This window comes from Candidatus Effluviviaceae Genus V sp. (assembly GCA_014728125.1).
In the GTDB taxonomy this organism is placed as follows: domain Bacteria; phylum Joyebacterota; class Joyebacteria; order Joyebacterales; family Joyebacteraceae; genus WJMD01.
Genome location: WJMD01000154.1, coordinates 1 through 13500 on the forward strand (window position 1 = coordinate 1; position 13500 = coordinate 13500).

General features: G+C 66.5%; 6 protein-coding genes. 4 read left to right on the forward strand and 2 right to left on the reverse strand.

What is annotated here, in order from left to right; all coding sequences use genetic code 11:
* On the reverse strand, positions 1-990 hold a 990-nt coding region (locus GF405_09445), incomplete at its 3' end, for an HAD-IC family P-type ATPase (GenBank protein MBD3368375.1).
* Between the two features lie 187 nt (positions 991-1177).
* Here GF405_09445 and GF405_09450 point away from each other — a divergent pair.
* From GF405_09450 to GF405_09465, 4 genes are all read left to right on the forward strand, one after another.
* Positions 1178-3019, forward strand: coding sequence for an amino acid permease (locus GF405_09450; GenBank protein ID MBD3368376.1), 1842 nt, complete (start codon positions 1178-1180; stop codon positions 3017-3019).
* 407 nt (positions 3020-3426) lie between these two features.
* Entirely contained in the window at positions 3427-5148 is a 1722-nt protein-coding gene (locus GF405_09455) for an efflux RND transporter periplasmic adaptor subunit (protein ID MBD3368377.1), read from the forward strand.
* 17 nt (positions 5149-5165) lie between these two features.
* The gene (locus GF405_09460; GenBank protein ID MBD3368378.1) at positions 5166-8264 is read left to right on the forward strand and encodes a CusA/CzcA family heavy metal efflux RND transporter; all 3099 of its coding nucleotides are present in this window, start codon (positions 5166-5168) and stop codon (positions 8262-8264) included.
* Between the two features lie 312 nt (positions 8265-8576).
* Complete coding sequence (locus GF405_09465) at positions 8577-12236, forward strand: S8 family serine peptidase (GenBank protein ID MBD3368379.1); 3660 nt, start codon at positions 8577-8579, stop codon at positions 12234-12236.
* 394 nt (positions 12237-12630) lie between these two features.
* Here the strand turns inward: GF405_09465 and GF405_09470 are convergent.
* Positions 12631-13500 (reverse strand): TrkH family potassium uptake protein (locus GF405_09470; GenBank protein ID MBD3368380.1); only part of this gene is annotated, 870 nt, incomplete at its 5' end.

Here is a 13500-nt window from a genome sequence, read left to right on the forward strand (position 1 = left end):
GGAGCAGATGACCGTGGTCGAGCCCAGGGTCTCGACGGCCGTCAGACGACGGATGATCGCGTTCCGGCCGGCCATGCGGCGGAGTCCGAGCGCCAGGGCCACCGTGATGGCCGCCGGCAGACCCTCCGGGATGGCCGAGACAGCCACGGCCACGGCGAAGAGGAGCATGTCGAGCATCCCGTGACCTCCGAGAAGCCCGAGCACGAACACGAGCGCCGCGAGAGCTATCCCGACAACACCCAGAACGACACCGAGCCGGTGCATGCGCCTCTGGAGCGGCGTCTCCTCCCGCCCCGTCGCGCGCACCTCGCCGGCGATCTCGCCGATCTCGGTCTGCATGCCGGTCGCCACGACGACGGCCCTGCCCTGCCCGCCCGTCACGCTGGTGGACATGAAGACCATGCTCGTGCGGTCGCCGAGCGGCGTGTCCCCGTCCACGGGATCGGACCCCTTCGTCTCGGGCTCGGACTCTCCGGTCAGCGACGACTCGTCGACCCGAAGTTCGTTGCTCTCAAGGAGCCGTGCGTCGGCGGCCACGCGATCGCCCGCCGTCAGAAGAAGGACATCTCCCGGAACGACCTCGGCCGCCTCGACCTGCTGTGCCCGTCCGTCCCGCAGGACGCGGGCGACCGGCGCCGCCATCTGCCGCAGGGCCTCGAGCGCGCCCTCGGCCCGCCACTCTTGGATGAAACCGAGGACCGTGTTGAGGACGACGACGCCGACGATGACGCCGGCATCGACGAGCTTCCCGGCGACGAGCGAAACGCCGGCTGCTCCTGCGAGGAGATAGATGAGCGGGCTCCTGAGCTGCCTGAGGAGCAGCGTCAGAGGCCCGGCGCCCTCCTCTGTCGCGAGGGCGTTGGGACCGTGCCGCTCGAGCCGTCGCCGCGCGTTCTCAGCGCTCAGGCCATCGGGGGAGCTGTCCAGCCTGTCCACGACCTCGTCTGCAACGAGGTCGTGGGCTGTCCATCCATTCACGGGTCGTGACATGGTGGTCCTTCCGGCAGCCTCTGATCATCCGGGGATGTCTTGAGCCCGACATCCCTCCGCGCGGAGTTCCCGTCCGCCTCGGAAAACGCCCGGCGTGGATTTCCAGCACAATCTCACATTGCACGAACCGCTCGGACATTGATAGTCTCAAGTGGCAACCGTCCGCGACCGCGGACAGGGAGGTGGCGTGGGTCTCAGAAAGAACCTCGGGCTGATTCACGTCTTCAGCATTGCGACCGGAGCGATGATCAGCTCCGGCCTCTTTGTTCTCCCCGGACTCGCTCACGCGCGTGCCGGGCCCGCCGTCATCGCATCGTATCTGCTCGCGGGGGTTCTCGCAGCAACAGGCCTCTTGAGTGTCGCCGAGCTCACGACCGCCATGCCCAAGGCGGGCGCGGACTACTTCTTCGTCTCGCGCAGCATGGGCGCGGCGGCCGGTACGATCGCCGGTCTTCTCACGTGGTTCTCCCTCTCGCTCAAGAGCGCGTTCGCCCTCGTCGGTCTGGCCGCGTTCGCTCGGTTCGTGATGCCGATCGACCCGCGCCTCGCGGGCGCCGTCTTCTGCGTTGTCTTCGTGGGGATGAACCTGAAGGGGGTGCGTGAGGCCGCGCGGCTGCAGGTCGCTCTCATTGTCGCGCTCATCGGCCTCATGGCGCTCTACCTGGTGCGCGGGTTTCCGGCGATCAATGTGCAGCATCTCCAGCCGTTCGCCCCGTACGGCGTTCGCGCGGTATTGGCCACGACGGGGTTCGTCTTCGTCTCGTACGGAGGGCTTCTGAAGGTCGCCAGTGTCGCCGAGGAAGTGGATGACCCCGGACGGGTGATCCCCCGGGCGATGTTGCTGGCACTCGTGGTCACCGGGATAGCCTATGTCCTCATGATACTCGTGACGAGCGGGGTGCTGACGGACGAGGTGTTCGACGGGTCGCTGACCCCGATCACCGACGGAGCCGCCGTGTTCATGGGCGTCCCGGGCAAGGTGGCGCTCAGTATCGCGGCCATCCTCGCATTTCTCACGACGGCGAACGGCGGGATCATGGCGGCGTCCAGATACCTGCTGGCGCTCGGCCGCGACGGGCTCGTCCCCGAGCCGCTGGGCAGGGTCGCGGAGAAAACCGGAACCCCTCACATCGCGCTCCTCGTGACGGGGTGTCTTGTGATCCTCGCGCTCCTAGTCGAGCTGAGCTTCCTCGTGCAGGCGGCCTCGGTCGTCTTCCTGATGACGTACCTGCTCTCCAACGTGGCCGTTATCGTACTGCGGGAGAGCGGCCTGCAGAACTACCGGCCGCGTTTCAGGGCGCCCGGCTACCCGTGGCTCCAGATCGCTGGGATCGTCGGCATCCTGCTCGTCATGCTCGAGATGGGAGAGGGCTCGTTCGCCACGGTCATCCTGCTCGTGGTCGCCGGGTTCTGCGTCTACTGGTTCTACGGCCGAACGAAGCCGGCCATCGAGTCCGCCATGCTCCACGTGATCCGGAGGATCGCTGCGAAGGAGCTGGTGACGGGAGCGCTGAACGCCGAGCTCAAGGAGATCATCCGTGAGCGCGATGCGATCGTGCGCGACCGTTTCGACCGCGTCATCGAGGACTGCGCGGTCCTCGATCTCGAGGGCAGCGTGGAGCGTCAGGAGTTTTTCGAAGCCGCGGCGACGGCGCTCTCCCCGCGGACCGAAATCGAATCCGCGGTGCTTGTGAAGGCCCTCGAGGCAAGGGAACAGGAAAGCAGCACGGTCGTGGCGCCGGGGCTGGCCGTTCCGCACGTGATCGTCGAGGGGGAGGATGTCTTCGACATCCTGCTGGTGCGGGCCCGGGACGGGATCCGGCTGGCCGAGGGTGACCTTCCCGTTCGCATCGCGTTCGTTCTCGTAGGGACGATCGACCATCGCGACCTGCACCTGCGCGCATTGTCGGCGATCGCGCAGGTCGTGCAGAGCCCCGGCTTCGAACAACGATGGCTGGAGGCCGCCAGCGAGCAGGAGCTCAGAGACACCGTACTGCTGGCGGAGCGGAGAAGGCCGAACCAGGACTGAACAGGGCACACCCTCCGCGCGCCGACGTCACTCGCTGGACATGACAGCCTGGGGCGGCTATAATGAATGTGACATGGCAACTGGCACTCACCACGACGGTGGACACTGCATGAAGACACTGAGAGTTGCTGCTGCTACCGCCATCTGTGTGTGGCTTGCTCTTCCAGGCGCGCATGCGCTCGCGCTCTGCGTCGAGCATGGCGGCAGTGCCGCTTTCGGAGTTGCCATCGGCTGCGCGTGTGACTGCTCGGAGCGCGGCGAAGAGAGCTCGGTGCAAGCTCGTGTTCCCACCATTGCACCGTACATGCCTGGCAGCTGCGGCGACTGCACCCACGTCTTCCTGAGCGGCGTGGGCGAGGCTGTACAGCCGTCCAGCGTCTCCATCAAGTCTGCACGCGAACAGCGTGATGACGAGACCATCCACACCCCTGCCGCCGACGCGGACCCGCCTCTCATGGCGGCGACGCCCGCGAGGCCACACCTGCTCGCTCCAGCTCCGGAGCGACCTCCAACGACAGGGTTCACCGTCCTCAGACTCTGATCCTCCCCAGTCGTTCAGACATTCTCACTCGTACGAAGAAGCTGCGCTGGCTGAGCGGAGCGCGTCTCCGCTGTTCGCCGGCATGTCGCGCGGCGCCGTCCCCCGGGTGCCTGGCACCCCCGACAGCGTTGGAGCGAGAAGGGGAGGAGTCATGGGAAACTCCATCAGCAGGTTGGATTCTGTCGCCGCTCTCACTGCACTCATCCTCGTCGGTGTCTTCATCGGAGGATGCGACGGAGAAGCGGGCGCTATGAGCGAAGCCGACGGCTCTGCAGTTGATGACTGTGGAGGATGCGTATCGCATGCGCCTGTCGTCCGTCCGGACGACGCGCATGCCCATGACGCGGAAGAGTGCGGCGGCGCCGGACACGGCTCCGAGGAGCCGTCCGCCCACCAGCATGATGCCGGATGCGACCACTCCGTCGGTGCGTCCGGGGCCGTCTACTGCGGGGAGCACGATCTCTACGAAGCGGAGTGCGGCATCTGTCAGCCCGGGCTCGCGCATGGTCTGAAGCCCGGCGAGGGGCTCAAGATCCGCTTGCCGTCGGAGGCGTCCGAGGCCAAAGCGGGCATCATCGCCAGACGTCCGCATCGCGGTCCTGCGGCGACGACTGTGTTTGCGGTGGGTCAGCTGGAGTTCGACCAGAACCGTCTGGTACATGTCACACCCCTCACGGACGGTGTCGTCCGTCGCGTCTTCGCTGAACTCGGTCAGGAGGTAGGGCGGGGAGAGGTTCTTGCCGAGCTGACCTCATCCGGCATCGCCGACGCGAAGGCGCAGCTTCTCGCAGCGCTGGCCCGCGAAGAGGTCGCATCGGAGGAGCTGGCACGGGAGCGCGAGCTCTTCGAGAAGGAGATGTCCTCCACGCGGCACTTCCGGGACGTTGAAGCCAGGCACAAGACGGCCCTCGCCGGCCTCGGTGCCGCTGAGCAACGCCTGCTCGAGATGGGCCTCGACCGCGGGGCGATCGATCGGACGGTGTCTGAGCATGAGGTGAGCTCCGTGCTGCCGCTCGCGGCCCCGTTCAACGGGACCGTCATCGGGCGGGATGCGGTCGTCGGCGACCTGGCCGAGGTGGGAGACCGCCTCTTCACGGTGGCCGACCTGAGTTCTCTGTGGGTCACATTGGCCGTCTCTGAGAGGGACGTCTCCCGGCTCCGCATCGGTCAAGCGGTGGAGATACGCTCCGCATCGCTGGAGCACCACATCTACGGTGAGATCACGTGGATCTCGAGCCATCTCGACGAGACGACACGAATGGCGCAGGTGCGCGCGGAGGTCCCGAACCCCGACGGTCTGCTGCGCGCGGGGATGTTCGTGGACGCAAGCATCACCACCGATGAGCGCTCCGATTCGCTGCTCGTTCCTCGCGACACCGTCTACAGCTTCGAGGGGAGTCCCTTCGTCTTCGTGCGGCTCGAAGGCGACCTGTATGAGCTGCGCCGGGTCCAGACGGGGGGAGGTGCGGGCGACATGACGGTCGTCACGGCCGGGCTCTCCGACGACGATCTCGTGGCGGTCGAGCAGAGTTACCTTCTGAAATCCGAGTTCCAGAGGTCGCGCTTCGGCGTCGGCTGCGCCCACTAGAGAGGAGTCGCAGGCTCATGCTCAAGCAGCTCGTCGAAGGTGCGTTCCGGAACCGCGCACTCGTTTCGGTGCTCTTCCTCATCGCTACGCTTCTGGGGATCAGGGCGCTTCTCACGCTCCCGGTGGACGCGTTTCCCGAAACCACGCCCGTCCAGGTCCAGATCAACACCGTGGCTCCCGCCCTCAACCCGGAGGAGATCGAGCGTCAGGTTACCTTCCCGGTCGAGGTCGGCATTTCAGGGATTCCGGGGCTCGTGAACGTCCGTTCGCTGAGCAAGTCGGGATTCTCGCAGGTGGTGACGACATTCGACGACGAGACCTCGGTCTACGACGCGCGTCAGCTCATTCTGGAAAGACTGGGCACGGTCACGCTGCCGGACGGCATCGATCCTCCTTCACTCGGACCGATCGCGACGGGACTGGGTGAGGTGTTCCACTACATCGTCCGCTCCCCCGACGGATCCAGGTCTCTGTCCGAGCTTCGGACCATCCACGACTGGATCGTGAAGCCCGAGCTTCGACGGGTTCCCGGTGTCGCCGAGGTCAACTCGTGGGGCGGCTTCGAGAAGCAGCACGACGTCATCGTCGAGCCGCGCGCACTGATCGCCTACGATCTCACGCTCCAGGACGTCATCGGTGCGCTCGAAGAGAACAACAGGAACGTCGGCGGCGGCACGATCACGGTGTCCGGCGACGCGCTGCTCCTCCACGGCATCGGGCGTCTCACGACCGCGGAGGAGATCGGCAACGTCGTGATCAGAAGCGTCGACGGCGTTCCCGTGCGGGTCCGGGAGGTCGCCGAGGTGCGTGAGGGGCACGCGATCCGACGCGGCGCGGTCACGTCCGCCGGGGAAGGCGAGGCGATTCTGGGTCTCGCCTTCATGCTGATGGGGGAGAACAGCAAGGAGGTGACCCAGGCCCTGGAGGAACAGCTTGAGGACGTTCTGCCCGCGCTCCCGGAGGGCGTCGAGATCGAGGTCGTCCACAACCGGACCGAGCTCGTCGACCTCGTCATCGAGACCGTGAGGCACAACCTCTTCATCGGCGCCATCCTCGTGATAGCCGTCCTGTTCCTCATGTTCGGGAACCTGCGCACGGGTTTCATCATCGCACTCACGATTCCGCTCTCCATGGTGCTTGCGGCGCTCGGTATGCGTGCGTTCGCGATCGCGGCCAGCCTCCTGAGCCTCGGCGCGATCGACTTCGGGATCATCGTGGACGGGTCGGTCGTGATGGCGGATAACAACGTGCGGCGTCTGGCGGAGCGCGGCCGCGAGCTCGGTCGGGCCCTCACCAGCCGGGAGCGAGCCGCTGTCATCCAGGAGTCCAGCAAGGAGGTCGCGCGACCGGTCTTCTTCGGAGTCGTGATCATCACGCTCGTTCTTCTACCCATCCTGACGCTGCAGCAGACCGAGGGGAAGATGTTCCGGCCGATGGCCCTGACCCTGATGTTCGCTCTCGCAGGCGCCCTCCTTGTGGCGCTCTTCCTGACGCCGCTGCTCTCGCAGTGGCTCCTCCCCAAACGCCCCTCCGTCCGCGAGACCGCGATCATGCGGTGGCTGCTCAGGGGCTACTCGCGCGCTCTCGACCGCGTGCTGCACCACCGTCGCTTTGCCATCTCCCTCGTCCTGGCAATTCTCGCCGCGACGGGGCTGCTCGCGCTGAACCTGGGGTCGGAGTTCGTACCGCGCCTGAGCGAGGGGTCGGTCGCGCTCAATGTAGTGAGACTCGCGGGGATCTCCATCGAGGAGTCGGTCGAGTACGACACGCTCATGGAGAAAGCGCTTCTGGAGGCATTTCCGGACGAGATCGCGCACATCTGGAGCCGCATCGGGACCGCGGAGGTGGCCACCGACCCGATGGGCACGGAGCTCTCGGACCTCTTCATCACGCTGACGCCGCGGGACGAGTGGCGGGCGGCTCGCTCGCAGGACGAGCTCGTCCGCGCGATGGAGGAGGTCGTCTCCGACCTTCCCGGGCAGACCATCGCGTACACACAGCCCATCGAGATGCGGATGAACGAACTCGTCGCGGGCATTCGATCCGATCTCGGTATCAAGGTGTACGGTGATGACTTCGATACACTGCTGCGGATATCGAATGACATCCAGCGCCTTCTTGTCGACGTAGACGGTGCAGCGGACATCTCGGGGGAGCAGCTGGCGGGGCAGCCTATGATCAGCGTTCGCGTGGACCAGGACGCGGTCGCGCGGGCGGGGCTCCCGGCCGAGCGGGTGCTCGAGATGGTCGACGCGGTCGGAGGGATCGAGGTCGGTGAGATCCAGGAGGGCGAGAGGCGTTTCCCGCTGGTCGTGCGCCTGCCGGACCGGTTTCGCGAGGACCCCGACGAGCTGCCGGCGGTGCTCATCCCGACCGGCTCCGGGCCCGTGCTGCCGCTCGGCGACCTGGCCACCGTGGAGCAGACCGAGAGCCCGTCGACCATCAACCGCGAGTGGGCACGGCGTAGGACGGTCGTACAGTGCAACGTGCGCGGCCGGGACGTGGGCTCTTTCGTGGCGGAGGTGCGCGAGCGGATCGAGAACGAGGTCAGCATGCCGACCGGGTACACGGTCGAGTTCGGCGGGCAGTTCGAGCATCTCGTCCGTGCACAGGAGCGGTTCCGCATCGTGGTGCCTCTGACGCTGGGTCTCGTCCTCTTCCTGCTCTACCTCAGCATGCGTCGTCTGGGTGACGCGCTCATCGTTTTCACAGGCATTCCCTTCGCGGCCGTGGGCGGTGTGCTCGCGCTGTGGTTCCGGGGGTTGCCCTTCAGCGTGAGCGCGATCATCGGGTTCATCGCCTTGAGCGGCATCGTCGTCCTCGATGGCCAGGTACTCGTGAGCACGATCCGCAGACTCCTGCCCGAGGGCAAGGGGATGATCGCCACGGTCGTGGAGGCCGGACGGCTTCGCCTGCGCCCGGTTCTTGCCACCTCCGTCACCGACGTCGCCGGCTTTCTCCCGATGGCCGTCTCGATCGGTGTGGGCGCCGAGGTGCAGAGGCCTCTGGCAACGGTGGTGATCGGAGGGGTCGTGACCGCGACGATACTCACACTGTTCGTGCTTCCGGTTCTGTTCGTCCTCTTCGAGCGGCAGTTGAGCGGGCAGGAGAGCTGAAGCGCTCGGTCACCTGCGAGGATCGCGTGGAGGCCGGTGTGCGAAGGGGCCCTGGTGGGGACGATTCGGCCGTCACAGGGGGTCTTGGTGTGATCGGCACGGTTCCGGCCCTTGACTTCTGTTCTAACTTCCTATACAATGGCAAGTTAGAGAACGATGGGGAGCCAGGTCAGCCGTTCCGTCAGGTGTGGCCTGGCTGTTCTGCTGTCACCGGCCGCACCGGCCGGCGGCCGCGTGGCTGCGGGTCCAGCGATGGGGCCGCAGCTTCGGGACATGAGACACGGCGCCGAGCGCCGGGAGGGAAGGATGCACATGAAGAAGGCTGGGACGGTGCTCTTGTTTGCGGTTGTCCTTCTTCTCGCCGTGACGTCACAGGCAGGCGTGATCGCGCCGGGTCTGGAGTCCCGGATGGAGACCCTGGGAGGCGACGAGGAGCTGAAGGTGCTCGTGGTCCTCAGCGAACAGGCCGACATCGACGGATTGAGCCAACAGCTCAACGCCGAACGCGCGACCCGGCAGGAGCGGCACCAGACGATCGTCGGGGCGCTTCAGGACGCTGCAGCGCGCTCGCAGAGCTCGCTCATCGAGCATCTTGAGGCTGGTACCCGCGGCGGAGTGGTCCGCGGGTTCACGCCTCACTGGCTCGTGAACGCAGTCGTGGTCGTCGCCACGGTCGACGCCGTGCGCGACCTTGCGCTGCGCGATGATGTCGTGGCGATCGAGCCGGACCTCGAGGTCGAGCTCATCGAGCCGGTCAAGAGCGAGAAGCCCGTTCCCCCCGGCGGCTACCGCGGCATCGGCATGGCGCCGGGCATCGACGCCATCAACGCGCCGCGCGTCTGGCGCGAGCTGGGCATCGACGGCACGGGCGTCGTCGTCGGCATCATGGATACCGGGGTCGACGGAACGCACCCGGCACTGTCCGCCCGCTGGCGCGGCCTCTTCGCCGACCCGAGCGAGTGCTGGCTGGACAACTCAGGCCAGGGTGCGCCGGACTTCCCCGTCGACAACCACTACCATGGCACGCACGTCATGGGCACCGTGACCGGTATCGCCGCGGACGACACGATCGGTGTGGCGCCCGGCGCGCTCTGGATCGCGGCGAACACGATCGACCAGGGCGTCGGCACCGAGTTCGACAACGATGTCCTGGCGGCGCTCGAGTGGTTCGCCGACCCGGACGGTGACCCCGGCACCACCGCCGATGTGCCGTGCGTCGTCCAGAACAGCTGGGGCACGACCGAGTCGCTCGGCTATCCCGACTGCTTCAGCTACTGGTGGGACGCCATCGACAACTGCGAAGCTGCCGGCGTCGTCCTGACGTGGTCGGCAGGTAACGAAGGGTCCGGTTCAGGGACGCTCCGCTCTCCCGCCGACCGTGCCGACAGCCCGTACAACGCCTTCAGCGTCGGTTCGACCCAGAACTACGCGCCGTACGACATCAGCGACTTCTCGAGCCGCGGGCCGAGCAACTGCGGCGGCCCCTACGCCATGAAGCCCGAGGTGTGCGCGCCGGGCTCCGACATCTACAGCGCGGAACCGGGCGGCGGCTACCAGTACCTGAGCGGCACGTCGATGGCCGGTCCGCACGTGGCCGGCGTGGTCGCTCTGATGTGCGCGGCCAATCCGAATCTCGACGTCGAGACCATCAAGCAGGTGTTGATGGAGACGGCTGTCGACCTTGGAACGGCCGGCGAGGACAACACCTACGGCCACGGCTTCATTGACGCGTACGAGGCGGTTCTCGCCGTCGCGGGCGGACTCGGCACGGTGAGCGGCACGGTCACCGACATCGCCACGGGCCTGCCCCTCGAGGGTGTCCAGATCGGCGTCGTCGACAGGCCCGTCAACCGCTTCACCGACGCGGACGGCAACTTCCAGCTGATGCTGCCGGTCGGGGAGTGGACGCTGACCTACGACATCTTCGGCTACGGCAGCGAGACCCTCGTCGTCGACGTGCTGGAGGACCAGACCATCGACGCCTCGATGGCCATGACGGCTCTGCCGACCGCGGTCCTCTCAGGGCTGGTCTACGAGTACGAGGGAGGGCTGGTCGAGGGGGCGAGCGTGCAGGTTCTCGACACGCCGCTCGATCCCGTCACCAGCGGCCCGGACGGCGCCTACTCGATCGAGATGCCGGCCGGCGCCGTCTACGACGTGGTCGCCCGCGCGGGGGGCTATGGCGCGGACCAGCACTCTGTCGACTTCCAGGGGAACACGACCCTCGACTTCACGCTCCCCGAGCTCATCGCCGAGGACTTCGAGTCCGGCGGTTTCCTCTCGTACCCTTGGGTGATGGGCGGCAGCGCCGACTGGACGATCGACGGCGCCGCTCCCTACGAAGGTCTCTACGATGCCCGTTCCGGCGTTGTGACCCACAACCAGCAGTCCGATCTCGAGGTGACCGTCGAGGTCGTGGCGTCGGCGGACATCTCTTTCTGGTACAAGGTGTCATCCGAGGCCAACTACGACTACCTGCGCTTCTACGTCGACGGGACCCAGATCGCGAGCTGGTCCGGCACGGTGCCGTGGACGCAGTACACGCATGCGGTCGACGCCGGAACGCGGACCTTCAGGTGGTCGTACACGAAGGACGCCTCCGTCGACAACGGGAGCGACGCGGCCTGGGTCGACTTCATCGAGTTCCCGACGCTGGGGGAGATTCCGTATCCCGCCGCCGCCGCTGAGCCGACCGCGCTCCAGGAGATGGTCGAGCCGGGTGGTACGCAGGTGAGGTCTGTGGAACTCTCGAACACCGGCGAGGCGGACCTCGAGTACTCGGTGTCGATCGACTATCCCGGGCTGAGAGACGTGCCGGGGACGGCCGCCGCCGCTGAGCTCCGCGAGCTCGAGAAGGGCGCTTTGGACCCCAACAACGGTGAGCCGCAGGTGCTGGGTTCCGGCGGGCCCGACGCCTTCGGGTACACGTGGGCCGACAGCGACGAGCCCGGTGGACCGGTCTACGACTGGTTCGACATATCCGGGATCGGGGAGGTCGTCGGCGGTGACGACGACGCCAACCTGGGCCCGTTCCAGTTGGGCTTCAGCTTCCCGTTCTACGGTCAGAGCCGCACATCGGTGCGCGTCTGTACGAACGGGTGGCTGTCGTTCACGTCGTCACTGACGACCTACACCAACCAGACGGTCCCGAACACCTCGGAACCGAACAGCGTGATCGCGCCGTTCTGGGACGACCTGAACCCGGACTCCGGCGGCACCATCTACTACTACGCGGACACGGCCAACGACCGCTTCATCGTGCAGTGGGAAGCTGTGCCGCACTACCCCAGCGGCTCGCCCGAGACGTTCCAGGTGATCCTCCATGCCGACGGCTCGATAGTCTACCAGTACGAGACCGTCTCGCTCGGCACGAGCTGCACCGTGGGCATCGAGAACGACACCGGCACCGATGGTCTGCAGGTCGTATACAACGCCGCGTACCTTGAGAGCGGCCATGCGGTCCGCTTCTCGGTCGATCCGACGCTCTCGTGGCTCAGCGTCGCGCCGTCGGTCGGGTCCGTCGTGCCGGATGCCTTCGCTCAGCTCGACCTGACCATGGACGCTACGGAGCTCGAGGTCGGTGAGTACCACGCCGACATGTCGATCGCGACGAACGACCCGGCGAACCCGACGATCGTCATCCCTGTTGATCTGACCGTCAGTGACTGGAGCGGGATCGCAGAGGGACCGTCGGATAGCAGGATCTTCTTTGGTGCGGTGCCGAACCCCTTCGGCCCGTCAACCAGTCTGCAGTTCAGCCTGCCGGTCGAGAGCGAGGTCGGGCTGACCATCTACGACGTCGCGGGACGCAGGGTGCGCACGCTCGTCTCGGGGCCGAGGCCAGCGGGCGTGAACAGGGTGGACTGGAACGGCCGGGACGAGACGGGAAGCGCCGTCGCGTCCGGCACGTACTTCGCCCGACTGGTGATCGACGACCGCGTCGAGGTCAAGTCCCTGACGCTCGTGCGGTAGGTCGGAGCGGTCCGGGGTGGCCTCCCGCCTCGGGCATGGACAGTCGCGAAGATAGACGAACCCCCGGGGCGCGAGCTCCGGGGGTTCCCGCTTGATGGCGAGGGCCGCAGCGACTTCCGACAGGAGATGCTGAGGTCGCGTACGAGATCTTCCGACCGGGGTTGATCTGGGGAAGGGGGTGGTTCTGGTCGCATCGAACTGAACCGTGGGGCCTGCCACGTCGTGGACTCGAGCTTCCGGCCTTCGGTCGCACCATGCGATGTCCCGTGAACCAGCTGCACTCACCTCATGGAGGCAGATCGACGGGACTCACAGGATGGGCCGTGACGCTCATGTGGTCGGTTCGATGGCGGCTGCAGTGCGAGGCGCCGGGGGACGGGCGGGGCTTCCCCGGCTACCTCTTCCAGAAGGCGGGGAGCAGCAGAACCAGCACCGTGTACAGCTCCAGGCGGCCGAGCAGCATGCATGCGGTGAGTATGACCTGGCCGGTCGTCGGAACGGACGCGTATGTCTCGACGGCGCCCACCGCCCCCAGTCCGGGGCCGATGTTGCCGAGCGTGGCCGCGACAGACGAGGCGGCAGTCACCAGATCGGGCGTGAAGAACGCCATGGCGAGCGAAGCAAGCGCGAAGATCGCTACGAAGATGACAAAGAAACCTGTGATGTTCGAGACGGTGTTCTCCGCCAGGGGCTCGCGCCCGAGCTTGATCTTCATGACGGCGCGTGGCCGCATGACCCGCCCCATCTCCCTCAGGATTTTCTTCAGGACCACGTAGAAGCGCACGACCTTGATGCCGCCGCCCGTCGAGCCGCCGCATCCACCAACGAACATCAGCAGGACCAGCAACAGGCGCGAAGCGTTCGGCCACACGTTGAAGTCCTTCGTGACATAGCCGGTCGTTGTCATGATCGACGTGCCCTGGAAGAACCCCGCCCGCAGAGCCGCACCGGCCCCCTGGTAGACCTCTCCCCAGACATTGAGGCTCAGGAGCAGGCAGCTGCCGACCCACAGAAGGGTGTAGAAGCGGAACTCAGGATCGCGGAAGAAGACCCGGGGCCTGCCCCGCAGTGCACGGTAGTGGAGCGCGAAGTTGGCGCCCGCCAGGAACATGAAGGCGATGATCACAATCTCGATGTACACGCTGTCGAAGGCAGCGACGCTCGCGGTTCGCGTGGAGAAGCCGCCCGTCGACATCGTGGTGAACGTGTGGCAGCAGGCGTCGAACCAGTTCATGCCGCCGGTCATGAGCAGGGCGGTCTCGCC